At 66.4% G+C, this 26,383-nt stretch carries 21 protein-coding genes and 7 pseudogenes; 4 read left to right on the top strand and 24 right to left on the bottom strand.

The window, feature by feature from the left end; all coding sequences use genetic code 11:
- Positions 1 to 5: 5 nt before the first annotated feature.
- From BMG07_RS20220 to BMG07_RS20125, 20 genes and pseudogenes are all read right to left on the bottom strand, one after another.
- Complete coding sequence (locus BMG07_RS20220) at positions 6 to 764, bottom strand: pyridoxine 5'-phosphate synthase (RefSeq protein ID WP_198086056.1); 759 nt, start codon at positions 762 to 764, stop codon at positions 6 to 8.
- Positions 761 to 1,534: a DNA repair protein RecO gene (recO, locus tag BMG07_RS20215; RefSeq protein ID WP_198086055.1), complete on the bottom strand. Its 774-nt coding sequence runs from the start codon at positions 1,532 to 1,534 to the stop codon at positions 761 to 763. The genes BMG07_RS20220 and recO overlap by 4 nt, the downstream gene beginning before the upstream one ends.
- Before the next feature lies 1 nt (position 1,535).
- Complete coding sequence (gene era / locus BMG07_RS20210) at positions 1,536 to 2,501, bottom strand: GTPase Era (RefSeq protein WP_198086054.1); 966 nt, start codon at positions 2,499 to 2,501, stop codon at positions 1,536 to 1,538.
- A 7-nt stretch (positions 2,502 to 2,508) separates the two neighbouring features.
- Entirely contained in the window at positions 2,509 to 3,195 is a 687-nt protein-coding gene (gene rnc, locus BMG07_RS20205) for a ribonuclease III (protein WP_198086053.1), read from the bottom strand.
- A gap of 17 nt (positions 3,196 to 3,212) precedes the next feature.
- Positions 3,213 to 3,581 (bottom strand): DUF4845 domain-containing protein, encoded by a 369-nt coding sequence (locus tag BMG07_RS20200; RefSeq protein ID WP_198086052.1) that lies wholly within the window; start codon positions 3,579 to 3,581, stop codon positions 3,213 to 3,215.
- 34 nt (positions 3,582 to 3,615) lie between these two features.
- A pseudogene (lepB, locus tag BMG07_RS20195) lies at positions 3,616 to 4,278 on the bottom strand (signal peptidase I); the annotation flags it as partial.
- A gap of 310 nt (positions 4,279 to 4,588) precedes the next feature.
- Positions 4,589 to 6,400 (bottom strand): annotated as a pseudogene (gene lepA, locus BMG07_RS20190) (translation elongation factor 4).
- Positions 6,401 to 6,922: 522 nt separating this feature from the next.
- Positions 6,923 to 8,404 (bottom strand): DegQ family serine endoprotease, encoded by a 1,482-nt coding sequence (locus BMG07_RS20185; protein ID WP_198086050.1) that lies wholly within the window; start codon positions 8,402 to 8,404, stop codon positions 6,923 to 6,925.
- 117 nt (positions 8,405 to 8,521) lie between these two features.
- A complete protein-coding gene (locus BMG07_RS20180; protein WP_198086049.1) occupies positions 8,522 to 9,622 on the bottom strand; it encodes a MucB/RseB C-terminal domain-containing protein in 1,101 nt (366 codons plus the stop codon).
- 27 nt (positions 9,623 to 9,649) lie between these two features.
- Entirely contained in the window at positions 9,650 to 10,324 is a 675-nt protein-coding gene (locus BMG07_RS20175) for a sigma-E factor negative regulatory protein (RefSeq protein ID WP_198086048.1), read from the bottom strand.
- Between the two features lie 17 nt (positions 10,325 to 10,341).
- Positions 10,342 to 11,016 carry an RNA polymerase sigma factor RpoE gene (rpoE, locus tag BMG07_RS20170; protein ID WP_269759200.1) on the bottom strand — a complete coding sequence of 225 codons (675 nt, stop codon included), beginning with the start codon at positions 11,014 to 11,016 and terminating at the stop codon, positions 10,342 to 10,344.
- A 10-nt stretch (positions 11,017 to 11,026) separates the two neighbouring features.
- Positions 11,027 to 11,491: a hypothetical protein gene (locus BMG07_RS20165; RefSeq protein ID WP_307867025.1), complete on the bottom strand. Its 465-nt coding sequence runs from the start codon at positions 11,489 to 11,491 to the stop codon at positions 11,027 to 11,029.
- A 31-nt stretch (positions 11,492 to 11,522) separates the two neighbouring features.
- Positions 11,523 to 12,767 carry a beta-ketoacyl-ACP synthase II gene (gene fabF, locus BMG07_RS20160; protein WP_198086046.1) on the bottom strand — a complete coding sequence of 415 codons (1,245 nt, stop codon included), beginning with the start codon at positions 12,765 to 12,767 and terminating at the stop codon, positions 11,523 to 11,525.
- 99 nt (positions 12,768 to 12,866) lie between these two features.
- The gene (gene acpP, locus BMG07_RS20155; RefSeq protein WP_007830471.1) at positions 12,867 to 13,106 is read right to left on the bottom strand and encodes an acyl carrier protein; all 240 of its coding nucleotides are present in this window, start codon (positions 13,104 to 13,106) and stop codon (positions 12,867 to 12,869) included.
- Positions 13,107 to 13,204: 98 nt separating this feature from the next.
- Positions 13,205 to 13,948, bottom strand: coding sequence for a 3-oxoacyl-ACP reductase FabG (gene fabG, locus BMG07_RS20150; RefSeq protein ID WP_130425806.1), 744 nt, complete (start codon positions 13,946 to 13,948; stop codon positions 13,205 to 13,207).
- Between the two features lie 29 nt (positions 13,949 to 13,977).
- Positions 13,978 to 14,930, bottom strand: a pseudogene (gene fabD / locus BMG07_RS20145) (ACP S-malonyltransferase).
- Between the two features lie 55 nt (positions 14,931 to 14,985).
- Positions 14,986 to 15,966 carry a beta-ketoacyl-ACP synthase III gene (locus tag BMG07_RS20140; protein ID WP_198086045.1) on the bottom strand — a complete coding sequence of 327 codons (981 nt, stop codon included), beginning with the start codon at positions 15,964 to 15,966 and terminating at the stop codon, positions 14,986 to 14,988.
- A pseudogene (plsX, locus tag BMG07_RS20135) lies at positions 15,966 to 17,061 on the bottom strand (phosphate acyltransferase PlsX). Before plsX ends, BMG07_RS20140 begins: the two are co-directional and overlap by 1 nt.
- 61 nt (positions 17,062 to 17,122) lie before the next feature.
- Positions 17,123 to 17,305, bottom strand: coding sequence for a 50S ribosomal protein L32 (gene rpmF, locus BMG07_RS20130; protein ID WP_007830466.1), 183 nt, complete (start codon positions 17,303 to 17,305; stop codon positions 17,123 to 17,125).
- A 146-nt stretch (positions 17,306 to 17,451) separates the two neighbouring features.
- A complete protein-coding gene (locus BMG07_RS20125) occupies positions 17,452 to 18,021 on the bottom strand; it encodes a DUF177 domain-containing protein (RefSeq protein ID WP_198086044.1) in 570 nt (189 codons plus the stop codon).
- A gap of 81 nt (positions 18,022 to 18,102) precedes the next feature.
- Between BMG07_RS20125 and BMG07_RS20120 the strand changes: the two genes are divergently transcribed.
- The 3 genes and pseudogenes from BMG07_RS20120 to BMG07_RS20110 all read left to right on the top strand — a co-directional run bounded on the left by BMG07_RS20120 (position 18,103) and on the right by BMG07_RS20110 (position 20,596).
- Entirely contained in the window at positions 18,103 to 18,684 is a 582-nt protein-coding gene (locus BMG07_RS20120; protein WP_198086043.1) for a Maf family nucleotide pyrophosphatase, read from the top strand.
- A complete protein-coding gene (locus tag BMG07_RS20115; RefSeq protein WP_198086042.1) occupies positions 18,681 to 19,445 on the top strand; it encodes an SAM-dependent methyltransferase in 765 nt (254 codons plus the stop codon). The genes BMG07_RS20120 and BMG07_RS20115 overlap by 4 nt, the downstream gene beginning before the upstream one ends.
- A gap of 1 nt (position 19,446) precedes the next feature.
- Positions 19,447 to 20,596, top strand: a pseudogene (locus BMG07_RS20110) (MFS transporter).
- A 4-nt stretch (positions 20,597 to 20,600) separates the two neighbouring features.
- On the opposite strand, the gene BMG07_RS20105 reads toward BMG07_RS20110, so the two are convergent.
- The 4 genes and pseudogenes from BMG07_RS20105 to BMG07_RS20090 form a co-directional block, all read right to left on the bottom strand.
- Complete coding sequence (locus tag BMG07_RS20105) at positions 20,601 to 21,617, bottom strand: S49 family peptidase (protein ID WP_198086041.1); 1,017 nt, start codon at positions 21,615 to 21,617, stop codon at positions 20,601 to 20,603.
- A gap of 1 nt (position 21,618) precedes the next feature.
- The gene (locus BMG07_RS20100) at positions 21,619 to 21,987 is read right to left on the bottom strand and encodes a Rieske 2Fe-2S domain-containing protein (protein ID WP_198086040.1); all 369 of its coding nucleotides are present in this window, start codon (positions 21,985 to 21,987) and stop codon (positions 21,619 to 21,621) included.
- Positions 21,988 to 21,997: 10 nt separating this feature from the next.
- Positions 21,998 to 22,668 (bottom strand): annotated as a pseudogene (locus BMG07_RS20095) (HAD family hydrolase).
- A pseudogene (locus BMG07_RS20090) lies at positions 22,661 to 23,760 on the bottom strand (RluA family pseudouridine synthase). The pseudogenes BMG07_RS20095 and BMG07_RS20090 overlap by 8 nt, the downstream one beginning before the upstream one ends.
- A 550-nt stretch (positions 23,761 to 24,310) precedes the next feature.
- On the opposite strand from BMG07_RS20090, the gene BMG07_RS20085 reads away from it, so the two are divergent.
- Positions 24,311 to 26,383: Rne/Rng family ribonuclease (locus tag BMG07_RS20085; RefSeq protein WP_198086039.1), on the top strand; the 2,073-nt coding region annotated here is incomplete at its 3' end.

Here is a 26,383-nt window from a genome sequence, read left to right as displayed (position 1 = left end):
GGCGTTCACTGGGCCTCGCTGATGCAGCGCAGGTAGTCGCGGGTGGTCGCGGCGTAGCCGAGTTCGAGGGCGTCGGCCACGAAGGCGTGGCCGATCGACACTTCCTGCACGCCGGGCACCGCGCGCAGGAACGCCGTGAGGTTGTCGCGGCTCAGGTCGTGGCCGGCGTTGATGCCCAGGCCGGCGGCCTGGGCCGCGCGTGCCGTGTCGGCATAGCGCTGGAGCACGGCCTGTTCGTCGGGCGTGCCGCGCGAGGCGGCATAGCCTTCGGTGTAGAGCTCGACGCGGTCGGCGCCCACGGCCTTGACGGCGGCCATCATCTCGGGAATCGGGTCCATGAACAGGCTGACGCGCACGCCCAGCGCCTTGGCCTCGGCGATCAGCGGGCGCAGGCGCTCGGCGTCGTCGGGGAAGGTCCAGCCGTGGTCGCTGGTCGACTGGGTTTCGCTGTCGGGCACGAAGGTGGCCTGGTGCGGCTTCAGTTCGCGCACGAAGTCCATCAGGTTCTGGAACGGGTTGCCTTCGATGTTGAACTCGATGGCGGGCCAGTCCTTGGCAAGCAGCGCGGACAGGTCGCTCACGTCGTGCGCGCGGATGTGGCGGGCGTCGGGCCGGGGGTGCACGGTGATGCCCTGCGCGCCGGCGGCCAGGCAGGCCTGGGCGGCCTTCACCACGCTGGGAATGCCCAGGTGGCGCGTGTTGCGGACCAGGGCGACCTTGTTGAGGTTGACGGACAGCGAAGTGGCGTTGCCTGGAGTGCTCATAGTGCTTGCAGATCTCTCATCATTTGCCGCGTGCGCAGCGTGGACACGCCGCAATGGTAGTTGAGCAAGGCGCGCAACTGGTTGCGAAGGGCGCTGTTGCTGCCGGCATTCATGGTGGCTATTTCACGCAAGGTGGCGGTGAACGGGGCGCGGTCGTCGAGCACGTCCTGCAGCGCCTGCCAATCGGCGCCGGTCAGCGCGGCTTCCGGGCCGGTCGCCTGGCGCAGCCCGGCCTCGGGCACGAGGCTGTAGCGCACCTTGGCCGCGAGCGGCTCCAGCGTGAGGGTCTGCACGTCGAGCGACGGCAGCAGGCCGACACCGCGCAGCAGCAGCAGCTCGAAGGCGCGCAGCGCCGCGGCCTGGGTGGCCGCCTGGGCGCCGGCATGCTCGCTGGCCAGCACCTGCACCACGCCGGCGTAGGCGTCGAACAGCGCTTCGTGCGCGTCGTCGCGCGCCAGCAGGCGCAGCAGCAGTTCGTTGACGTAGTAGCCCGACATCAGCGACTCGCCGGTCGGCATGACATGGCCGCCCATCCACTCGGCGCCCTTGAGCGTGCGGATCTCGGCGTCGCCGCCGTAGCTGACCTGCAGGGGTTGCAGCGGCAGCAGCACCGGCCGGAAATTGGAACTCGGTCGCTTCGCCCCCTTGGCCACCAGCGCGATGCGCCCGTGGTGCCGGGTGAAGACCTCGAGGATCAGGCTCGACTCGCTCCAGTCGTAGCGATGGAGCACATAAGCCGGCTCGTGAGAGACACGGTGGGCAGCGGCCACTTCATTCGTAGCCGAACGAACGCACGCGGGCTTCGTCGTCGGCCCAGCCGGAACGCACCTTGACCCACAGTTCGAGGAACACCTTGGCGTCGGCCAGCTTCTCGAGCTCGACACGGGTTTCCATGCCGATGCGCTTGATGCGCTCGCCCTTGTCGCCGATCACCATGGCCTTGTGGCCGTCGCGCTCGACCACGATGGTGGCGGCGATGCGCAGCAGGCGCTTCTGGCCCTTTTTCTGGGGCGGCTCTTCCTCGAACTTGTCGATGATGACGGTCGAGGTGTAGGGCAGCTCGTCGCCGGTCAGGCGGAACAGCTTTTCGCGCACCAGCTCGCCCGCGAGGAATTTCTCGCTGCGGTCGGTGAGCTCGTCCTCGTCGTAGAACCAGGGCTGCTCGGGCAGGTACTTCTCGCAGATGCCGAACAGGCGCTCGACGTCCTTGGCGTTCTTGGCCGACATCGGCACGAACTCGGCGAAGCTGTGCTTGGCCTGCATGGTCTGCAGCCAGGGCGCGATGTCGCCGCGGCGGTGCACGTTGTCGAGCTTGTTGGCCAGCAGCACGGTCGGAATGCCCTTGCCCAGCAGCTTGAGCACGCGCTCGTCGGCCGGGGTGAAGCTGCCGGCCTCGACCACGAACAGAATCAGGTCCACGTCGCCGACCGCGCCCTGCACGGTCTTGTTGAGCGACTTGTTCAGCGCGTTGGCATGCAGGGTCTGGAAACCCGGCGTGTCGACGAACACGAACTGCGTGGCGCCCAGCGTGCGCATGCCGGTGATGCGGTGGCGCGTGGTCTGCGCCTTGCGCGAGGTGATGCTGATCTTCTGGCCGACCAGCGCATTGAGCAGGGTCGACTTGCCCACGTTGGGCTTGCCGACGATGGCGATGAGGCCGCAGTGCTGGGGGCCGCCGGGCGCCGGGGCGCCTGCGTCGTCTTCGGGTTCCGCTACGGAATTGATAGCTTCGTTCATTGTGATTTCACGCGGCGCCGCGTGCCTTGAGCCGGATCAACATGGCGGCCGCGGCAGCCTGCTCGCCGGCGCGGCGCGAGCCGCCGATGCCGCGTTCGCGAAGGCCCAACTCGGGCACCTCGCACTCGACATCGAAAGTCTGCTTGTGCGCCGCGCCCAGTGTGGCGGCCACGCGGTACACCGGCAGCTTCATTTTGTGACCCTGCAGCCATTCCTGCAATTCGGTCTTCGGATCTTTCGCGGCGGCTTCCATGCGCGGGTTGATTTCGACCGCGTCGTAGAGCCGGTGCACCAGCGACTGGGCGGCCGCAAAACCGGCGTCGAGATAGACCGCGCCGATCAGCGCTTCAAGCGCATCGGCCAGGATCGACGGACGGTTGGGTCCGCCCGAGCGGGCTTCGCCCTCGCCCAGCTTGAGCAGCGGCGACAGCGCCAGCCCCACCGCCAGGCGGTGCAGGGTGTCCTGCTTGACGAGGTTGGCACGCACGCGCGACAGGTCGCCCTCGGGCAGCGCCGAGAGACGAATATAGAGCAGGTGCGACACCGCGAGGTTCAGCACCGAGTCGCCGAGAAACTCGAGGCGCTCGTTGTGGTCGGCCGAAAAGCTGCGGTGCGTGAGCGCGAGCTGGAGCAGCCGCGGATCGGAGAAGGTGTGCTGGAGACGCGCCTGCAGCGCGACGAGGCTGCCGTCCACCTTTTTGTGCGCCGCGTTCAGCGGGTCTCGCCCTTGTACTTGAGCGTCAGGTAGGCCGGGCCGAACAGCGGGATCTCGCGCTCGTAGGCGTACGAGACGACCACCTTGTCGCCGACCTTCTTGATGTCCAGGTCCTTGCCGCTGACCGACTTGAAGTCGTCGATGGCCTGGGCACGATCGAAGATGGCGCGCACTTCGGGCACGGTGGCGCCTTCCTTGGCCTTGTTGGCGGCCTTGTCGATCGCCTGCCATTCGATCAGCGTCGGAATGACCTGCGCGACGACCACGCCCACGCAGGCGAGCACGACCGCGACGAACACCAAGCCGATGAACGAAATGCCGCGCTGTTGCGACGCCCTGCTACGGACAGACCGATGTGTTCTCATGCCCTCTTACCCCTCGAACGATGCCGACGATTGTTTATTGAAACGGACCGATGCGACCCAGATCGCCAAAGTTCATCCAGACGAAGAACGCCCTGCCAACGATGTTCTGGTCGGGAACGAAGCCCCAGAAACGCGAGTCCGCCGAATTATCGCGGTTGTCGCCCATCATGAAATACTGGCCGGCGGGCACTTTGCAGACCACGCCTTCGACCGAGTAGCGGCAGTTTTCGCGGCCCGGGAAGTCGCTGGCGCCGGGCACGAAGTTCGGTGCGGCGTCGTCGTTGAGGATCTTGTGCTTCTTGCCGCCGAGGTCTTCGGTGAACTGCTTGAGCAGTCGCATCGACTCGCCGTCCAGGTAGTCGGCGTCCGCTTCCTTGGACACCGGCTGGCCGTTGATCATGAGCTTCTTGTTCAGGTACGACACCTCGTCGCCCGGAATGCCGACCACGCGCTTGATGTAGTCCATGCTCGGCTTGGGCGGGTAGCGGAACACCACCACGTCGCCGCGCGCCAGTGGCGTGCCGTCGGTGATCTTGGTGTTGATGACCGGCAGGCGCAGGCCGTAGGTGAACTTGTTGACCAGGATCAGGTCGCCGGTCAGCAGCGTGGGCATCATCGAGCCCGAGGGAATCTTGAAAGGCTCGTACAGGAACGAGCGCAGCAGGAACACCACCAGGATCACCGGGAACAGGCCGGCGGTCCAGTCGAGCCACCAGGGCTGCATCAGCAGGCGCTCACTGGCCTTGGCGTCGGCGGAGTCGACCTGCTTGATGCCCTGCCCGGCCAGCCGCTCGTTGCGTTCGGCCAGCGAGGCCTCCAGCTTGGCGGCGGCCTGCTCGCGCTTGGGCAGGAAATAGAAGCGCTCGGCCAGCCAGTAGAGGCCGGTAACGACCGTCGCCAGGAACAGCAGCAAGGCGAAGTTGCCTTCGATCGCACCGAAATACCAGGCACCGACATAGGCGGCAAAGACCGCGAGGACCAAGGAGGTGAGGAATGCCATTTTTTGATCAGTCTTCGACTTGCAGGATGGCGAGGAAGGCCTCTTGCGGGACTTCGACGGAGCGATCTGCTTCATTCTTTTCTTGCCCGCTTTCTGCTTCTCGAGCAGCTTCTTCTTGCGGGAGATGTCGCCGCCGTAGCACTTGGCCAGCACGTTCTTGCGCAGTGCCTTGATTGTCTCACGCGCAATGATGGTGACCCCGATGGCCGCCTGGATCGCCACGTCGAACATCTGGCGCGAAATGATCTCGCGCATCTTCGAGACCACGGCCCGGCCGCGGTACTGCGACTGGCTGCGGTGCACGATGATCGACAGCGCATCGACCTTCTCGCCGTTCAGCAGGATGTCGACCTTCACCACGTCGGACGCGCGGTACTCCTTGAACTCATAGTCCATCGAGGCGTAGCCGCGGCTCACCGACTTCAGCTTGTCGAAGAAGTCGAGCACGATTTCGCCGAGCGGCATTTCGTACGTCAGCATGACCTGGCGGCCGTGGTAGGCCATGTTCATCTGCACGCCGCGCTTCTGGTTGGCCAGCGTCATGACGACGCCGACGTATTCCTGCGGCATGTACAGGTGCACGGTGACGATCGGCTCGCGGATCTCGGCCATGCGCCCGACGTCGGGCATCTTGGACGGGTTCTCGACCATGATCACTTCGCCGTCGCTCTTGACCACCTGGTAGACCACGCTCGGCGCGGTCGTGATCAGGTCCTGGTCGAACTCGCGCTCCAGGCGCTCCTGCACGATCTCCATGTGCAGCAGGCCGAGGAAGCCGCAGCGGAAACCGAAGCCCAGCGCCTGGCTCACTTCGGGTTCGTAGCGCAGCGACGAATCGTTGAGCTTGAGCTTCTCGAGCGCGTCGCGCAGCGAGTCGTACTCGCTGGCTTCGGTCGGGTAGAGGCCCGCGAACACCTGCGGCTGGATTTCCTTGAAGCCCGGCAGCGCTTCGGTCGCGGTAGCTGCGGCGCCACCGGTGCCCGGCTTGATGAGCGTGACCGTGTCGCCGACCTTGGCGGCCTGCAGTTCCTTGATGCCCGCGATGATGTAGCCCACCTCGCCCGCTTCGAGCGAAGCGCGCGGCTCGTTGGCCGGCGTGAACACGCCGACGCTGTCGGCGTTGTACATCGCGCCCGACGCCATCATCTTGATGCGCTCGCCCTTCACGAGGCGGCCGTCGACCACGCGCACCAGCATGACGACGCCGACGTACGGGTCGAACCAGCTGTCGACGATCATCGCGCGCAGCGGGCCGTCGGCGTTGCCGCGCGGTGCCGGCATCTTCGCGACGATCGCTTCGAGGATGTCGTCGATGCCCACGCCGGTCTTCGCGGAACATGGAATCGCGTCGGTCGCGTCGATGCCGATCACGTCTTCGATCTCGGTGCGCGCGTTGTCGAGATCCGCGTTGGGCAGATCGATCTTGTTGAGCACGGGGATCACTTCGACGCCGAGGTCGAGCGCGGTGTAGCAGTTGGCCACCGTCTGCGCTTCGACACCTTGCGATGCATCGACGACGAGCAACGCACCTTCGCATGCGGACAGCGAGCGACTCACTTCATACGAGAAGTCGACGTGGCCCGGCGTGTCGATCAGATTAAGGTTGTAGACCTTCCCGTCGCGTGCCTTGTAGTGCAGCGCGGCGGTCTGTGCCTTGATGGTTATCCCACGCTCTTTCTCGATGTCCATCGAGTCGAGCACCTGCGCCTCCATCTCGCGTTCCGCGAGGCCGCCGCAGCGCTGGATCAAACGGTCTGCGAGCGTCGACTTGCCATGGTCGATGTGCGCAATGATCGAAAAAATTTCTGATGTGATTCATCAACGGGAACGCTTAAGTACTTGAATTGGCTTGTGCGCAGACTGGCACGGCCAAGAAAAAAGGGCGCGTCTTCTGGAGACGCGCCCTGAACCAACAAGCAATGGCAACTGCAGTAGTTGGGACTTCATTGTAGGCAAAAAGGGAAGCACGTACATCCGGGAACAGGGTCCAAAGGGGTCGTTGCAGGTCCACAACATCAAAGATACAAACAGGTTATCCACAGGATCGGTGGAGCACTTACTGAACAACTTGTGGGCGATCTGTGGAGCACCGGTGGACTGCTGTCTGACATCTCGCATCGTGAAGGTCAGGGCACTCCTTATGCGCTGACCAGCGATCGCGAGTGCCCTATTCTACCGAAATCCGTCCTTAGGCCTTTTTATAAGTTAGTGAACGCAAACAAATTTAAGCGCTTCAGGGCCCGGAGATTTTTTTCAGGCCCGGCCCCAGAACGTCGTAAACACCTCAAAAAACGGCCCCAAACCCGACTGCCGGGTGGGGCCACTTGACGCCAGCGTCAGATCAGCGTGCGGGACGGATCAGGGCGTACTGCGCCCAATCGCCACGCCGGAACAGCACGCTGAGCGCCTTGCTCTTGTCGGCTTTCCCAATGGCGGACTCGAATTCGCGGGTGTTCGCCACGTCCGAATTGCCCACCGCCAGGATGATGTCGCCCTCGCGCAGGCCCGCGCGTGCCGCGGCATCGCTGGCGGTGTCGACCTTCACGCCGCCCTTGAGCTTGAGCTCTTTCTTCTGCGCGTCGGTGAGGTCGCTCACGGCCAGGCCGAGTGACTTGGCGGCAGCGGAAACCGACGGTTTGGGCGCCGGTTCGTCGCGGTCGGCTGCACGCTTGGCGGGCTTGTCGGGCTCGATCTCGGCGATGGTCACGTTGAGGTCGCGCGAAGCACCGCGGCGGAACACGGTGAGCGTGCTCTTGGTGCCGGGCTTGGTGTTGCCCACGAGGCGCGGCAGGTCGCTCGGCTTCTCGATGGGCTTGCCGTCGAACTTGGTGATGACGTCGCCCGGCTCCACGCCGGCCTTCTCGCCCGGCGATCCGGCTTCGACGCCGCGCACCAGCGCGCCCTGCGCCTTGCCCAGGCCGATGGCCTCGGCCACGTCCTTCGTGACCTGGTCGATCTGCACGCCGATGCGGCCGCGCGAGACACGGCCCGAGGTGCGCAGCTGGTCGCTCACGCGAATGGCCTCGTCGATCGGGATCGAGAACGAGATGCCCATGAAGCCGCCCGAGCGCGAATAGATCTGGCTGTTGATGCCGACCACCTCGCCGCGCATGTTGATCAGCGGGCCGCCCGAGTTGCCGGGGTTGATGGCCACGTCGGTCTGGATGAACGGCAGGTATTCGCCGGTGTCGCGCTGCTTGGCGCTCACGATGCCGGCGGTGACGGTGTTCTCCAGGCCGAACGGCGAACCGATGGCCATCACCCATTCGCCCACGCGCAGCTTGGAGATGTCGCCGACCTTCACGGCGGGCAGGCCCGTGGCCTCGATCTTCACGACCGCCACGTCGGTGCGCTTGTCGGCGCCGACGATCTTGGCCTTGAACTCGCGCTTGTCGGGCAGCGTGACCAGCACCTCGGAGGCGTCCTCGACCACGTGCGCGTTGGTCATGACGTAGCCGTCGGCCGTGAGGATGAAGCCCGAGCCGACACCGCGCGGACGCTCTTCTTCCTGCGGTTGCTGCGGCCGGTTCGGACGCGGGGTCGAGCGCGGTGCGCCCGGTGCCGGCTGGCCGAAGAAGCGGCGGAAGAACTCCTGCATCTCTTCGTCCATCTCGCCGTTGCCGCCGCGCGGCGTGACTTTCTCGACGGTGCGGATGTTGACGACGGAGGGGCCGACCTGATCGACCAGGTCGGTGAAATCGGGGAGCGTGCGCGTCTGCGCGTGGACGGACTCCACCGGCAGGAAAGCGGCGCCCGCCGTCACTGCAAGCGCGACAGCCAGCAGACCGGAACGAAGCTTGTGTCCCTCGACTTTGAAGATCATCGGTTTTCTTTCAAAAGAACAGAGCGGCTAAAACAGGTGCTATGAGTCTGCGCCACGGGCTTGGTTCAGCGCAACTGGCAACCGGGGCTGAACTGGCGCTTGTTCGTGGCAAATCGATCAGCGGGTGCGCGCAAGACTCTGGGCGAAGGCATTGAGCGTCTGCTGCGGCACTTCGCCGACGGCCGTCAGCCACCAGTCGCTGGCAGGCTCGGGCAGGCGCCGGCGGATCGCATTGGTGGCGCCGATGGTCAGCACGCCGTCGCGCGGCGCGCGTGCCGCGTCATAGCGCTCGATGAAGAGCGACACCGAGGCCAGGCCGTCGGAGAAGGTCCACTGGACCGTGGTCGCGTCCTGCGGCTTCTGCTTGGCACCGCTGCCGCCGCTGTTGCTGTTGCTGTCGCCGGCCATGGGGCGGCGGAAGAAGCTTCGGGGCTTGAATCCGGCGACAGGCGTGCTGAGCGTCCAGCCCTCGTCCTGCGCGCTGGAGCGTTCGAGCTCGAGCTTCTCGATGCGGTAGCCCGAGGTGTTGGCCATCATCTGCGCCAGGGCTTGCGGCTTCACCGGCGCGTCGAGCTGCAATTCGGAGAACGCCGACTGCTCCACCACGCGCGCGTCGCTGTCGATGGTCTGCAGCTTCACCACCAGGCCCGAGCGGCGCTCGCTCCAGATGCGGTAGCCGTAGCGCAGGCCGTCATGCGGCACCAGTTGCACCACGTCGGCGTCGAAGCCGGCCACGCGGTCCTTGCCGATCGCGCGCACGTCGTAGAACTCGCCGATCGACGAATCGGGCTTGTCCGGAAGATTGGGAAAAAGATCGAGGTTTTCGCGCTTCTCGACCTTGACGACCTTCGCCTCGGGCAGGAAGGTCATGACATTGCGGTTGCGCCGGAAGGTCGAGCGCGGCGGCCCCGACAGGGCCTCGATGCGCTCGATCTGATGGTCGCCGTCGCGCACGTGCCAGATGCGCGCGCTCGACAGATCGCCGCCCGGCGCCGACACCACGAAGGTGCCCACGTAGTTGCGCTGCCGGGCGCCGGCGTGCATGCGCTGCAACCACTCGGTGACGCTCATTGCCGGCGGCTCGTCCGTCTGGGCCGTGGCCGCGCTCTTCGCATTCGCTGCGCCTGAACGGGTCTGCGCGGTGGCGACCTGCGCAAGGCAAAAAGCGGCAAACACAAGCGCGCAGGCGCGTGCGGAGATCGGCATCTGAACGGTCATTAGAGGCGGGCGGCTAAGGGCGCGCGATCAGCGCGTGGGTCCCTCGAAGGTGGCGTTGCGCAGGAAGCCCGAAGGCATTTGCGAAGCACCGCCGGCTTGCTGGTGCGCTTCGAGCAATTGGTCCAGCCGCGGGTCGCGCAGCATGACCTGCGGGGCGCCGTTGCCGACGATCACGCGAGTCGGCGTCAGCGTGGCGTTGGCGGCTTGAGGGCCGCCTAGCGCCGCTGCCGCCAGCACCGAGTTGACCGCCGGTTGCTGTTGTTGCTGGACCGACGCGATCTGCGCGCCGGGCTGTTGAATCGCGGCGCCGTTGCCGACCAGCGTCCAGCCGATGGCGGCCACCGCCATCAGCGAGGCCGCGCCGGCCACCAGCTTCCAGCGGAACACCGGCTCGTTGGCGGCCTCGGCCCGGCGCTGCACGGGCAGCGCGACGGGCGCGGCGACCGGCGCCGCCACGGGCGCGACCACCACGGGCTCCGCGGCCAGCCGCTGCTGGAAGCGCGCGAGGAAAGCCGAGGTGTCGCTGCACGGCGCATGCGAACCCGAACGCAGCACATCGCCCACCACGTGGTAGGCATGCCAGGCCGCGCGCGATTCGCCGTCGGTGCCGATCGCATCGATGGCTTGTGCGAACGCGTCGCCCTGCAAATGACCATCCGCAAGTGCGGACACCTGTTCCCGAACCGTCATCGTCTGATTCATTTCATTCACCTGCTTACTTACCAACGTTTGCCGGACTGGTTGTCCAGCATCGGCTTGACCCTGGCCGAAATGGCCTCACGCGCCCGAAAAATACGCGAACGCACCGTGCCGATAGGGCAATTCATGACCTCGGCGATCTCTTCGTAACTCATGCCCTCGATCTCGCGCAGCGTGACCGCCTGGCGCAACTCGGCGGGGAGCGCGTCCATGGCCGCTTCGACGGCACTGGCGATTTCGTTGGCCGCCAGGACCGATTCGGGGGTTTCGTCGGTGGTTGGTTCGTTTCCGGGACGGTAAGTTTCATCGTCGTCCTCAGAAGAAGGCCTGAGGGCCGCTTCGGAAACGGTCGGATCGCGCTTCATGTCCACCAGCGCCTTCTTGGCGGTGTTGACGGCGATCCGGTAGAGCCAGGTGTAGAACTGCGCCTCGCCGCGGAACTGATGCAGCGCGCGGTAGGCGCGAATGAAGGTTTCCTGCGCGATGTCCTCGATCAGGTCGACGTCGCGCACCATGCGCCCGATCAGGCGCTCGATGCGGCGCTGGTACTTGATGACCAGCAGCTCGAACGCCTTCTGGTCGCCCGCGACCGTGCGCTGCACCAGCTGGAAGTCGACCTCGCCCGGACGCGGCGCTTCCGCGGACGCGTCGGTCAGGCCGGATTCCGGCGGCACAGGCGGCGGAGAAGTGGTCATCGACGAAGGCTCAGGGCGCGTCGGCCGGGGCCGTCGGGCGCCATGTGTCGCCCGCGGGTGCCGCGGACGGGGGGCGCGAATATACCGCACGGCGCACATCGCGCCAGCGCTGCGGCATGGCCCGCTGCTCGATCCAGATCCAGCGCCGCGCGCGGCCCGGCTCGGTGAGGCGCAGCAGCATCAGCGACTGGAAATCGAGCGCCACCAGCGCCCGCGCGCCGTGCACGGCGCGCGTCGGATCGGCGCCGGTCAGCGTCCAGTGAAGGCCATCGAAATGCAGAACGCCCGCGCCGTCGCGCCGCAGGCCGAAGCCCGCCGCGACACCCGCGAACACGACACTGAGGACCAGCAACAGCTGGCGCCATCCGGCGCTATCGAAGAGATAGCAGGACGCGCCCGCACAGCAAGCGCCCAAGGCCCACAGAAAAAGAAGAATCCGGGTGGCGCCGCGCGAGCGCCCCACCGGATAGTTCACCGATGGCGCGCTGTGCATGAAAGAGCAATGCTCAAGCGCGCTTGAACACCAGCGTGCCGTTGGTGCCCCCGAAGCCGAAGTTGTTCTTGACCGCGACGTCGATCTTCAGATCGCGCGCCTCGTTGGCGCAGTAGTCGAGATCGCACTCCGGATCCTGGTTGAAGATGTTGATGGTCGGGGGGCTCTTCTGCTCGTGCAGCGCCATGACCGTGAACACCGATTCGATGCCGCCCGCGCCGCCCAGCAAGTGGCCGGTCATGGACTTGGTCGAATTGACGACGAGCTTCTTCGCGTGGTCGCCGAACGCCAACTTGACCGCATTGGTCTCGTTGAGGTCGCCGATCTGCGTCGAGGTGCCGTGCGCGTTGAGGTACTGGACCTGGTCGGCATTGACGCCGGCATTGGCCAGTGCCATGGCCATCGAGCGGCGGGGGCCGTCGACGTCGGGCGCGGTCATGTGGTACGCGTCGCCCGTCAGGCCGAAGCCCGCGACTTCCGCGTAGATCTTGGCGCCGCGCGCCTTGGCGTGTTCGTACTCTTCGAGCACCAGCACGCCGGCGCCCTCGCCCAGCACGAAGCCGTCGCGGTCCTTGTCCCAGGGACGCGAAGCCGTGGCGGGGTCGTCGTTGCGGGTGCTCAGCGCGCGAGGCGCGGTGAAGCCGCCGATGCCGAGCGGGGAAATGGTCGACTCGGCGCCGCCCGCGATCATCACGTCGGCGTCGCCGTACTCGATCATGCGTGCCGACGTGCCGATGGCATGAAGGCCGGTGGTGCAAGCCGTGACGACCGCGATGTTCGGGCCCTTGAAGCCGTACTTGATCGAGACGTGGCCCGAGATCATGTTGATGATCGACGCCGGCACGAAGAACGGCGAAATGCGGCGCGGGCCGCGGCTCGCGTATTCGCCGTGCGTCTGTTCGATCATCGGCAGACCGCCGATGCCCGAGCCGATGTTGCAGCCGATGCGCACGGCCTTTTCATAGGTCAGCGCTTCGCCGGTCGGCAGTCCGCTGTCCTGCACCGCCTGGATGGCGGCGGCCAGACCCAGATGAATGAAGCGGTCCATGTGACGCGCTTCCTTCTCCGAGATGTATTGGGTGATGTCGAAACCCTTGACCTCACCGGCGAACTTGCAGGCGAAGGCGCTTGCATCGAACGCGGTGATGTTCGCAATACCCGACTTCCCGGCCAACAGGTTGGCCCAGGATTCAGTTGCGGTGTTTCCGACAGGAGCGATGCAACCGAGTCCGGTCACGACGACGCGGCGTTTGGTCATGCCGGCAAACCTTTCTGGAAGCGCTGAACAGTTGCCTGTCGGCGCGTGCGGTTCAAATAAAAGCCGCCGGCCGCAGTTGCAATCTGGTCAGCTGGCCTATCAGGCCTTTTGATTCTTGGTGGCGTAGTCGACGGCGTTTTGCACCGTGGTGATCTTCTCGGCATCTTCGTCGGGAATTTCGATGCCGAATTCGTCTTCGAGTGCCATCACGAGTTCGACCGTGTCGAGCGAGTCAGCGCCGAGGTCGGCCACGAAAGCCTTTTCATTCGTCACTTGGGACTCTTCCACGCCGAGTTGCTCGGCGATGATTTTCTTGACACGTGCTTCGATATCGCTCATTTGGTTCCCTCTGAGGGTTGTAGGTAATCGGTGGATTTTAGCCGGGCGCATTGTGGCATTTGCCGTGCACCCGGTGCGGGAAAGATTGCGCCTTGCGGCTACATGTGCATGCCGCCGTTGACGTGCAGCTCCTGCCCCGTGACGTAGGACGCCTGGGGCGATGCGAGATAGGCCACCGCGTGCGCGATGTCGGCCGGCTTGCCCAGGTGGCCCAGCGGGATCTGCTGGAGCAGCGCCTGTTGCTGGGCCTCGGGGAGGCTGGCCGTCATGTCGGTTTCGATGAAACCGGGCGCGACGCAGTTGACCGTGATGTTGCGGCTGCCGAGTTCACGGGCCAGCGCGCGGGTCATGCCCGCGACACCCGCCTTGGCGGCCGCGTAGTTGGCCTGGCCTGCATTGCCGGACGCGCCCACCACGCTGGTGATGCTGATGATGCGGCCGTAACGCTGCTTCATCATCGGGCGGATCACGGCGCGCGAGAGCGAGAAGACGGCCTTGAGGTTGGTGTCGAGCACCGCGTCCCAGTCGCTGTCCTTCATGCGCATGGCGAGCGTGTCGCGCGTGATGCCGGCGTTGTTGACCAGCACGTGGATCGCGCCGTAGGCCTTCACGATTTCGTCGATCAGGGCCTCGACGGCGGCGCCGTCGTTCACGTCGAGCGCACGGCCGCGGCCGTCGTAGGCGCTCAGGGCCGAGGTGATCTTGGCCGCGCCGTCGTCGGTGGTGCCGGTGCCCACGACCTTCAGGCCGCGCTGTGCCAGCTCCAGCGCGATGGCCGCGCCGATGCCGCGCGTCGCGCCGGTGACCAGGGCGACTTGCCCTTCGAATTTGGGAATGCTCATAAGAAAAAGTATCGGGCCTTGCCTGCCGTTCAGCCGGCGAGCGATTGTCGGGTGTCCGCGAGCGTGGCCGGGTCGTACACCGACGCGGCTTCCAGATCGGGGGCGATGCGCTTCACCATGCCGGCCAGCACCTTGCCGGGGCCGCACTCGATGATGGCGGCTACACCGCGCAGTTTCAAGGCCTGGACGCTCTCGACCCAGCGAACCGGACCGGCCGCCTGGCGCACCAGGCGTCGCGGATGCGGTCGGCATCGGTCTCGACGGCCACGTCGATGTTGTTGAGCACCGGAATCTGCGGCGCCGCCAGCGTGAGGGATGCCAGCTTTTCGCGCAGCGCCTCGGCGGCGGGCTTCATCAGGCTCGAATGGAACGGCGCCGACACCGGCAGCAGCAGCGCGCGCTTTGCGCCGTTGGCTTTCAGCAGCTCGCAGGCCTTGTCGACGGCGGCCTTGCTGCCGGCGATCACGGTCTGCATCGGGTCGTTGAAATTCACGGCCTCGACGATTTCGGCGCTGCCCGCGCCGAAACTGGCGGTGGCTTCCGCACAACCCGCAACGACCTTGCCCGACTCCATGCCGAGCACGGCAGCCATCGCGCCCACGCCCACGGGCACGGCCTGCTGCATCGCTTGCGCGCGAAAGCGCACCAGCGGCGCGGCCTGCGCCAGCGTCAGCACGCCGGAAGCGACCAGTGCCGAGTACTCACCCAGCGAATGCCCGGCCACCACGGAAGGCGTTGCACCGCCTTCGGACAACCAGGCGCGCCAGGCGGCCACACCGGCCACCAGCATCACGGGCTGGGTGTTGGTGGTGAGCGCCAGCGCTTCCTTGGGGCCGTTCTTGATCAGCGCGCCGACGTCTTCGCCCAGCGCTTCGGATGCTTCGCGCAGGGTTTCGACCACGGCCGGGTGATCGCCCCAGCCGTCGAGCATGCCGACAGCCTGCGAGCCCTGACCAGGGAAAACAAAAGCAAAGGATTTCATTGTTTATGCGTTGTCTCGCATTGCGGCCGCCCTCTTCAGGGCAGCGCAACACACACTACAGATTCAATAGCACCGCGCCCCAGGTGAAGCCGCCGCCCACGCCTTCGAGCATGAGCGTTTCGCCTTTCTTCACCTTGCCGGAGCGCACGGCCTCGTCGAGCGCCAGGGGAATCGACGCGGCGGACGTGTTGCCGTGCTCGTTCACCGTGACGATGAGCTTTTCGCGCGGAAGCTTCAGCTTCTTCGCCGTGCCTTCCATGATGCGGATGTTGGCCTGGTGCGGAATGAGCCAGTCGATGTCGGCTTCGGTCTTGCCGGCCTTGGCCAGCGTGGCGCGCGCCGCCTCTTCGAGCACGCGAACCGCGAGCTTGAAGACGGCCTGCCCGTCCATGTGCAGCAGCGGCGTGCCCAGCACGTTGCCGCCCGACACATGGCCCGGCACGCAAAGAATGCCGACATGCTTGCCGTCGGCATGCAGGTCGCTGGCCAGGATGCCGGGCTCTTGACTGGCCTCGAGCACCACCGCGCCCGCGCCGTCACCGAACAGCACGCAGGTCGTGCGATCGTTGAAGTCGAGGATGCGCGAGAACACTTCGGCGCCGACCACCAGCGCACAGCGCGCGCTGCCGGTGCGGATCATCGCGTCGGCCACGGTCAGTGCATAGACAAAGCCGCTGCAGACCGCCTGGACGTCGAACGCCGGGCAGCCGGCAATGCCGAGCTTGTGCTGGAGGATGGCGGCCGACGACGGAAACACCATGTCGGGCGTCGAGGTCGCGACGATGATCAGGTCGACGTCGCTGGCCTTGCGGCCGGCGGATTCGAGGGCATGCCTCGCCGCTTCGTAACCAAGATCGCTGCTGGTGACTTCCGGCGCGGCGAAATGCCGCGCGTGGATGCCGGTGCGCTCGACGATCCACTGGTCGGAGGTTTCGATGCCGCGTGTCGCCAGTTCCTTGGCGAGATCGTCGTTGGTCACGCGGCGTGGGGGCAGATAGCTGCCGGTGCCGGTAATGCGTGAGTAAGGGGTCGTCATCAAACGTGAAGGGCCGTCGCGTCGACCGGCGCCGCCGGTTCCTGCCGCGCGAGCAAAGGCGCGGCGTGGGCGATGCGGGCCCGCACGCGATCGAGCAGGTTGTTGCGAGCGGCATCATAAGCGCGATCCAGCGCATGGCCGAAAGCCACTTCGTCGGCCGAGCCATGGCTCTTGAAAACCAGCCCGCGCAGGCCCAGCAGGGCCGCACCGTTGTACCGACGGTGATCCAGGCGACTTTTGAACGCTTTTAGAACCGGGTAGGCAACAATTGCAGCCACCTTGGTGAAGATGCTTCGCGAGAATTCGACGCGAATGAACTCGCCGATCATCGAAGCCACGCCTTCGCTGGCCTTCAACGCCACATTTCCGACAAAGCCGTCACAAACAACGATGTCGGTCGTGCCCTTGAAAATATCGTTGCCTTCGACGTTGCCGTAGAAGTTCAGATCTTTCGAGTTGGCAGCCGTACGCAGCAGTTGGCTGGCCTTTTTGATCGTTTCGCTGCCCTTGATGGCTTCTTCGCCAATATTGAGCAGTCCGACCGAAGGCGCCTCGTTGCCCGTCAGTGCCGACACCAGGGCAGAGCCCAGCACGGCAAATTGCAACAAATCTTCAGCATCGCAATCAACGTTCGCGCCCAGGTCGAGCACGGTCGTCGCCCCACCCTTCACATTCGGAAGCTGGGGCGCAATGGCCGGACGGTCGATCCCGTCGAGCGTCTTGAGCAGGTAGCGGGCAATGGCCATCAGCGCCGGTATTGCCGGCCGAAACGGCCGCCTGAGCAGCACCGTCCTTGACCTGCTGGATCGCGACGCGCATGGAAGAGTCTTTCTTCTTGCGCAGGGCGATTTCAATCGGATCGTCCATGCCCACGACTTCGCTGGCAGCGACGATGCGGGCACGTGGATGCGCGGCAAACCCCGCCAGTGCGGCAGGCGCGCCGACCAGCAACAACGAGGCCTCGCTGTGCCGCTCGAGAAACGCGCGGCAGGCCGCGAGCGTGACGCGCGGCCCATGGTCACCCCCCATGCAATCCACGGCGAGCGTGATTGCGGCGGGCGCAGCAGTGGATTCGGGAGAAGAAGGCGTAGCCATCAAAACAAAGGCCCGACGCTACAGCAGAAGTAGCTTCGGGCCTTGGCCTTGGGATGCGAGATCAGGCTTCGGACTTGTTCTTGAGCACCTGACGGCCACGGTAGAAACCGTTGGGGCTGATGTGGTGACGCAGGTGCGTTTCGCCGGTGGTCGGTTCCACGGCGATGCCGGGCACGACCAGCGCATTGTGGGAACGGTGCATGCCGCGCTTGGAAGGCGACTTCTTGTTTTGCTGGACGGCCATGATGGCTCCTGGACTGTTAGGTGAGTGATGGGATGCGGGCTCAAGCGGTGGCAATGAAGAAGGATGGCTGGCATCCCTTGATCTGCATTGCTGCTCACGGCGGCGCGCGCGAAGCCCATGATTATAGCCCAGCCTGAGGAAAAGGGCTACTTACCCTCTTCCGACCCGTCTTCGGGCTTGCGCGAACGCAACGCTCCGAGCACGGCAAACGGGTTGGGCTTGGATTCTTCGGCGGCCTGGAAGTCTTCGTCGCTGGACGACAGCTGCACGGGCACGGGGCACACGTCGTGCACGGGCATGACGGGGATTTCCATCAGCAGCTCGTCTTCGATCAGGGCGTGGAGGTCGAAGTCGCGGCTGACGACGAGCAGGTCTTCGTCCGACTCCTCGTCTTGCGCCTCGGCGGTGGCTTCGTCGGCCACGAAGCGGAACCAGCGGTCCACCGACAGCACGGTGTCGACTGGCGTCAGGCAGCGCTGGCAGACCAGCGGCACGACGGCTTCGGCCTCCAGGTGCAGCCAGGGCACGGCCTTGCCGTCGGCGCCGGGGCGCTCTTCGCCGCTGGCTTCCCAGTTGACCACCGCGTCGGGCGCGGGCGCCGCCAGTTCGGCGCTCAGGCGCGCGTAATCGGGAACCGGGTCAGCGGCATCGAGGGTCGCGCCGGCGGCGGTAAAGCCGGGCACGTTCAGCCGTTCGGGGGCAAATTCTCTCTTCATTCACGCCAGTCTAGCGCGCCGAGCGCCTCACCGTCATGGTGCGTGCCTGAGGATTCCGGACGACTCACGCACAATCGTCCCATGCAACGCCCCGTGATCCTCGCCTCCACCTCGCGCTATCGCCGCGAACTGCTCACCCGCCTGCGACTGCCCTTCGACGTGCAGTCGCCCGAAGTCGACGAAACACCCCTGCCCGGCGAAACACCGCAGGCCCTGGCCATTCGCCTGGCGCTGGAAAAGGCCAACGCCGTGGCCGCCCGCTTTCCCGAAGCGGTGGTCATCGGCTCCGACCAGGTGGCCGACCTCGCCGGTGAAGCGCTGGGCAAGCCCGGCGACCATGACCGCGCCACCGCCCAACTGCGCCGCATGCGCGGCCAGACACTGATCTTCCAGACCGCCGTGGCCGTCGTCTGCCACGCCAGCGGCTTCGTGCAGCGCGACATCGCGCCCGTGCGCGTGGTGTTCCGCGACCTCAGCGACGCCGCCATCGAACAATATCTATTGGCGGAGCAGCCCTACGACTGCGCCGGCAGCGCCAAGAGCGAAGGCCTCGGCATCGCGCTGCTGAGCGCCATCGACAGCGACGACCCGACCGCGCTGGTCGGCCTGCCGCTGATCCGCACCTGCCAGATGCTGCGCGCCGCGGGGGTCGAACTGCTGTGACTGAAAAAGGCAAGCTCTACCTCGTCCCCGCGCCGCTCGATTTCGGCTGCGACGTCCAGGCTCCGCTGCAGGACGCCCTGCCGCTGGGCACGCTGCAGGCGGCCGCCGGCATCACGCACTGGATCTGCGAAAACGCCAAGTCCGCGCGTGCTTACTTGAAGCGCATCGACGCCGTGGCGCCGCTGGCCGCGCCGCTGCAGGCGCAGGCCATCCAGGAACTGCCGCGCGAAGTGCACAAGAAAGGCGATCACGCCGGGCAGTTCGACGCCCGCCCGCTGCTGGCCGCCGCGCTCGAAGGCCACGACATCGGCCTGCTGAGCGAGGCCGGCATGCCGGCCGTGGCCGACCCCGGCTCCTCGGTGGCGCGCGCCGCGCACGACCTGGGCATTGCCGTGGTTCCGCTGACCGGTCCGGTCTCGCTGCTGCTGGCGCTGGCCGCGAGCGGGCTCAACGGCCAGAACTTCGCTTTCGTCGGCTACCTGCCGCAGGACGCCGTCGAGCGCCAGACCCGCATCCGCGAACTCGAGGCGCTGGCGCTCAAGACAGGCCAGACGCAGCTCTTCATCGAAACGCCCTATCGCAACGCGGCGCTGCTGCAGGCGCTGATCCAGACCCTGCAGCACAACACCCGCCTGGCCGTGGCGCGCGGCCTCACGCTGGCCACCGCCCATGTGCGCAGCGAAACGGTGAAATCCTGGCGCGCCAAGGCGCAAGCCACGACAGACGAACGCCTGCCCGCCGTGTTCGCGATCGGCCGCTGACATGCTGGCCGTTACCGCAGCCACGCGCTGGGCATCGCGCGCGCAGTTCTTTTCCGCCGGCTTCATCTTCGCGACCTGGGGCGTGCATGTGCCCACGGTCAAAGCGCACTACGGCATCGACGAGGCCCAGCTCGGGCTGGCCATGCTCGCCGCCGGCGCGCGCGATGATCGGCCTGACCAGCGCGGGCCGCTGGATCGGGCGCCATGGCCCGCGCCGCGTGGCCGGCATCTGCGGCTGCGTCTACGCGCTGCTGCTGGCGGGCCTGATCGCCATGCCGGGCTACGCGGCCCTGCTGGTCCTGCTGGCCGCCTTCGGCCTCGTGACCAGCGTGTTCGACGTCTCGATCAACACCGAGGCGGCGCAACTCGAGCTGCACGGCGACAAGCCGCTGATGAGCGGCATGCACGGCATGTTCAGCCTCGGCGGCATGGCAGGCGCCGCGAGCGGCAGCGCCGCGCTGGCCGCCGGACTCGGCGCGCAGGCGCACCTGCTGCTGGTCGCCGCGGCGATGGTGCTGTCCGTTGCCCTGGCCTCGACGCGCATGCTGCCGCGCCCCGCGACCAGTGGCGCGACGGAAGCCGACCACGGCTTTCTGCTGCCGCGCGGCACGCTCGCGGTGCTGGGCGTGCTGGCCGCGCTGGGCCTGATCGCCGAAGGCGCGATCTACGACTGGAGCGTGCTCTATATGCAGCAGGAAATCGGCAGCCCGCAACAGCAGGCCGCGCTGGCCTATGCGAGCTTCTCCGCGGCGATGGCGGCGGCACGCTTCGGTGGCGATGCCATGCGCGCCCGCTTCGCGCCGGCCACCCTGCTGCTCGGCAGCGGCCTGCTCGCGGCGGCCGCCATGACGCTGGTGCTGGTCACCGATCTGCCGTGGTTGGCGCTGGTGGGCTTCGCGGGCGTGGGCATCGGCTTCGCGAACGTCGTGCCGATCTTGTTCTCGGCCTCGGCCAGGGTGCCGGGCGTCGAGCCCGCGCGCGGCATTGCGTCGGTCTCGGCCGTGGCCTATCTGGGGTTCATGGCAGGCCCGGCGGTGATCGGGCTGCTGGCGCGGGCGACCTCGCTGACCGCCGCGCTCTATGTGGTCGTGGCCTTCGCCGTGGCCCTGGCAGCGTCCGCGCGCTACACCGCCAGCGGCGAAAGCAAATAGGAACTCAGCGCAAGGCCGGCGCGGTGTGCATCAGGCGCACCGTGGTTTCGGCCATTGCGGCGCCGAACTTCTTGGCCAGCTTCTCGGCCACGTTGTCGCGCCGCGTGTAGTCGATCACCTCGTCGGCCTTGATGACTTCGCGCGCCACGTAGTCGACGTTGCCCAGCTGGTCGGCCAGGCCGTAGTCGACGGCTTGCTCGCCGCTCCAGAACAGGCCGCTGAACAGGCCCGGGGTGTCCAGCTTCAGGCGATCGCCGCGGCCGGTCTTGACCACGTTGATGAACTGCGTGTGGATCTGGTTGAGCATGGTCTGCGCATGGGCGCGCTGCGCGTCGCTCATGGGGCTGAACGGGTCGAGGAAGCCCTTGTTCTCGCCGGCCGTCAGCAGGCGGCGCTCCACGCCGACCTTTTCCATCACGCCGGTGAAGCCGAAGCCGTCCATCAGCACGCCGATACTGCCCACGATGCTGGCCTTGTCGACGTAGATCTTGTCGGTGGCGGCGGCAATGTAATAGGCGGCCGACGCGCAGGTCTCCTCGACCACGGCGTAGATCGGCTTCTTGTACTTGGCCTTCAGGCGCTTGATCTCGTCGTTGATGATGCCGGCCTGCACCGGGCTGCCGCCGGGCGAGTTGATCAGCAGGATCACGCCCTTGGCGCCTTCGTCCTCGAAGGCGGTCTTCATGGCGGCGACCACGAACTCCGCGCTCGCATCGCCCCCGGCGGCGATTTCGCCCTTGATCTCGACGACGGCCGTGTGGGCCGTGGTCTTGGCCGTGCTGGGCGCGCTGCGCGACAGCGCCAGCCAGGCCAGGAAGATGAAGAAGGCCAGCCAGGACAGCCGCACGAAGGTCTTCCAGCGGCGCGTGGCCTTCTGTTCATTGAGCGACGCGAAGGCGAGTTTTTCGAGCGTCGCGCGCTCCCATCCGGGACGTTGCGTGGGGTCTTTGGCCATGTTGCTGGGGGTGGCCGCCTCAAATGGCTCGAACCCTGCGGGTTCAGTTCGGTTCGGGTCGGTCATGTCAGAAAGTCAGGGGGTGAAGGTTCCAGTCAGTATGCCAGTGCACCACGCCGTCATGCTCGCTGAGTGCGATCTTCACAAGGCCGCCGCGGCACGGGCCGCCGGCGCATTCGCCGGTGTCGGGCTTGTAGACCGCGCCATGCGTGGCGCACAGCAGCCACTGGCCGGTGTCGTCGAAGAAGCGGTCGGGCTGGAAGTCCATTTCCATCGCCACATGGCTGCACCGGTTGAGAAACGCATGGGGCAGCCCCTCGAAGCGCACCGCGAAGGCGCGGCACGTTTCCCCGCCATGGACCACGTCGAAAGGCACGGCCAGGCCGCCTTCGACCAGGTCGGATGCATTGCACAGCGGGATGCGTTCTTCGCTCATGACGAGATTCTCAGGCGTTGTCCAGGAGCCACGCTTGCAGGTCGGCCACCGAGTGCGCGACGTGCAGCGGCTTGAATTCGTCGAAGCTGGCGGGCTCGTGCGCGCCGTAGCTCACGCCCACGCTGGCACAGCCGGCGTTCTGCGCCAGCTGCAGGTCGTGCGTGGTGTCGCCGATCATCAGCGTGCGCTCGGGCGTCACGTCAAGCTCTTCCATCAGCTCCAGCAGCATGCGCGGGTGCGGCTTGCCGAAAGTCTCGTCGGCGGTGCGCGAAGCGTCGAAGCGGTCGCGCAGGGCCACCGACTTCAGCGCCTCGTTCAGGCCGCGGCGCGACTTGCCGGTGGCCACGGCCAGCTTGTGGCCGCGCGCGCGCAGCGCGTCGATCATCTGCAGCGCGCCGTCGAACAGCACGAGGTCGTCCTGGTGCTGCAGGTAGTGGTAGCGGTAGCGCGCGCCAGCTCGGGGTATTTTTCCTTCGGCACGTCGGGCGCGGCGCGGGCCAGCGCCTCGGCCAGTCCCAGGCCGATGACCCAGGCGGCGTCGTTTTCACTGGGCTTGGCGCCGCCGACGTCGATCACCGCCGCCTGGATGCAGCGCACGATCAGGCGCGTGGAGTCGTAGAGGGTGCCGTCCCAGTCGAAGGCGATCAGGTCGAAGCGAAGGGGTCTGGAAACGTCAGTCATGGGCCGTGGGAGTGGGGTGTTGGGCCATCGCCTCGCGGGCGGCGGGCGGCATCAGCATGTGCAGCTCGGGCGGCAGGCCGGCCTGCAACGCCACGCGTTCACCGCTGGCCGGATGGTTGAATTGCAGCCGCCAGGCGTGCAGGAACATGCGCTTGAGGCCGAGTTTCTGCAGCGCGCGCTGGCGTTCGGAAACGCCGTACTTGTCGTCGCCGGCAATCGGATGGCCGGCCGACGCCAGGTGCACGCGGATCTGGTGGGTGCGTCCGGTCTTGATGGTCACGGCCAGCAATGACAGCGGTGTGGCGTCGCCCGCCAGCGTGAGCCGCGCCAGCACGCGCACCAGCGTCACGGCGCGCATGGCGTCCGGGTGGTCCTTGGCGACCACGCGCACGCGGCGCTCGCCGGCACTGGCGCCCGAACCGTCGGGCAAGAGGTATTTGGCCAAGGGCGCGTCGAGCACCTTCTTGTTGGCGGGCCAGGCGCCGTCGACCAGCGCCAGATAGGTCTTGCCGGTCTCGCGTTCGCGGAACTGGTCTTGCAGCGCCACCAGCGCGCTGCGCTTCTTGGCCACCAGCAGGATGCCGGAGGTCTCGCGGTCCAGCCGGTGCACCAGTTCCAGGAACTTGCGCCCGGGCGCGCCGTGCGCAGCTGCTCGATCACGCCGAAGCTCACGCCGCTGCCGCCGTGCACGGCCACGCCGGCCGGCTTGTCGATGGCCAGCACCGCGTCATCTTCCAGCAGCACCGGAAACTCGCGCGCCGGCGCGGGCGGCGTGGCCCCCTCTTGCGCGCGCGCGGAAATCCGGATCGGCGGCAGCCGCAGCACGTCGCCCGCCTCGATGCGGGTCTCGGCCTGCACGCGCCCTTTATTGATGCGCACCTCGCCCGAGCGGATGATCCGGTAGACGTGCGTCTTGGGCACGCCTTTCAGATGGCGGAACAGGAAATTGTCGAGCCGCTGCCCGGCCGATTCGGCGTCGACCGTGATGAATTGGATGGCCGCATGCGGCACCCCGGTTTCACCTGAGGCTTTTTGGTCTGCGGGATTTGGAGCAGCCGCGGGGCTCTGCTTCGCACCTATAATGTTTTTCACCAGCGCGGTCATGTAAGTGCTTGATTAGACAGAAGTTTAGTCCACTGCCATCAAATACCCAGGACGGCGCTGTGAGGTCGATGCCGCTTTGGCGCTCAGCTGCAAACCCCGCGCAATTGCGCAAAGTGGCAGAGCAAGCGCCCGAGTCAAGCCGACACCCACGAAACACCGATACGGAATACCCAGCCTGCAGCTATCAAGCTGCCGGCGGATCGAAGCGAGTCCCTTGTTGTGTTGATGCTGCTGATTCAAATGTGCCTGCGCTGGCTGCTGCCAGTGGCCTCAGGCATTGGATCGCCCGCAGCGCGCGCCACCCTTGCGCAACCGGCTATCAAAAAGATAGCCACTCAACACCGAATCTGGCTCGCGCCCATCCACGCGCCCCCACCCCGGCTGTCTTCTTGAGCTGACGCTCGAGAGGCCTGCTCGCGCCTGGCGCGGCAGTGACAGCATCCGGGGCCCAAGCGGCAATTCCCTGGTTTCGCGGGCGTCGTCCGTGCATCGTTGGCTCCTAGGAGCCGCAGAACGATACATATAAGGACAACGCATCATGAAGCGGATGCTGATCAATGCCACGCAGGCCGAAGAACGCCGCCTGGCCATCGTCGACGGGCAGAAACTGCTCGACTACGAAATCGAAATCGAAGGGCGCGAACAGCGCAAGGGCAACATCTACAAGGCCGTCGTGACGCGCGTCGAGCCGTCGCTCGAAGCCTGTTTCGTCGACTACGGCGAAGACCGCCACGGCTTCCTGCCGTTCAAGGAAATCTCCAAGCAGTATTTCGCCGAAGGCGTGTCGGCCAGCCAGGCCCGCATCCAGGACGCGATCCGCGAAGGCCAGGAACTCACCGTCCAGGTCGAAAAGGAAGAACGCGGCAACAAGGGCGCCGCCCTCACCACCTTCATCTCGCTGGCCGGCCGCTATGTCGTGCTGATGCCCAACAACCCCCGTGGCGGTGGCGTTTCGCGCCGCATCGAGGGCGACGACCGCGCCGAACTCAAGGAGGCGATGGACCAGCTCGAGTACCCCAAGGGCATGAGCATCATCGCGCGCACCGCGGGCATCGGCCGCTCGGCGCCCGAACTCCAGTGGGACCTGAACTACCTGCTCAAGCTCTGGAGCGCCATCGACGGCGCGGCCAAGGGCGGCAAGGGCGCCTTCCTGATCTACCAGGAATCGTCGCTCGTGATCCGCGCCATTCGTGACTATTTCAATCACGACATCGGCGACATCCTGATCGACACCGACGACATCTACGACCAGGCGCAGCAGTTCATGGCGCACGTCATGCCCGAGCATGCCGCCCGCGTGAAGCGCTACCGCGACGACGCGGCGCTGTTCAGCCGCTTCCAGATCGAGCACCAGATCGAATCGGCCTACGCCCGCACCGTGCAACTGCCCTCGGGCGGCGCCATCGTGATCGACCACACCGAAGCACTGGTCTCGGTCGACGTGAACTCGGCCCGCGCCATCAAGGGCGGCGACATCGAGGAAACCGCCACCCGCACCAACCTCGAAGCCGCCGACGAAGTGGCCCGCCAGATGCGCCTGCGCGACCTGGGCGGCCTGATCGTCATCGACTTCATCGACATGGACGAGTCGAAGAACCGCCGTGAAGTCGAAAGCCGCCTGCGCGACGCGCTGCGCCAGGACCGCGCCCGCGTGCAGTTCGGCTCGATCAGCAAGTTCGGCCTGATGGAAATGAGCCGCCAGCGCCTGAAGCCCGCGCTCTCCGAAGGCTCCTCGATCCCCTGCCCCCGCTGCGGCGGCTCGGGCCACATCCGCGACACCGAATCGAGCGCGCTGCAGATCCTGCGCATCATTCAGGAAGAGTCCATGAAGGACAACACGGCCGCCGTGCATGTGCAGGTGCCCGTGGAAGTCGCTTCGTTCCTGCTGAACGAAAAGCGCCCCGAAATCGCCAAGATCGAGCTCAAGCAGCGCGTCACCGTGCTGATGGTGCCCAACAAGACGCTCGAAACGCCGAACTACAAGCTCGAGCGCCTGAAGCACGACGACCCGCGTCTGGACCACATCGAAGCCAGCTACAAGATGGCCGACGAGATCGAAGACCCGACCTCGGTCACGCGCCGTTCGCAAGAGCCCACCAACAAGCAGACGCCGGTCATCAAGGGTGTGCTGCCCGATGCACCCGCGCCCGTGGTGCCGCCCAAGCCCGAAGCCGTGCGCGCGCCTGTCGCCGCAACGCCCGCGCCGGTCGCTCCGCCCGTGGTGAGCGCGCCGGTTCCGGCCCAAACGGGCTTCATGGCCTGGATCAAGAACTTCTTCGGCGGCACGCCCGCTCCCGCGCCGGCACCTGCCCCGGCCGTGATCCCGGTCGAAGCACCGAAGCCCCGTCGCGATGGCCGTCCCGGCCGCGACGGTGAAGCACGCGGCGGCTCGCGCGACGGCGAACAGCGCCGTGGCGGCCGCAGTGGCGAAGGTCGCGGTGAAGGCCGTGGCGGTGAAGGCCGCGGCGAAGGCGGTGGCCGTTCGGGCGGTCGCGACGGCGAACGCCGTGGCGGTCGTGGCGGCGAACGCCGTGAAGGACGCGAGGGCCGCGAAGGTCGTGAAGGCCGCAACAGCGAACTGCGCGCCGACGGCGCCCCGCAACAGCCGCGT

The sequence above is a fragment of the Variovorax sp. E3 genome (assembly GCF_016082275.1).
GTDB lineage: Bacteria > Pseudomonadota > Gammaproteobacteria > Burkholderiales > Burkholderiaceae_C > Variovorax.
The sequence above is the reverse complement of the archived record's forward strand: the minus strand, read 5'-3'. Positions and strand labels throughout refer to the sequence as shown.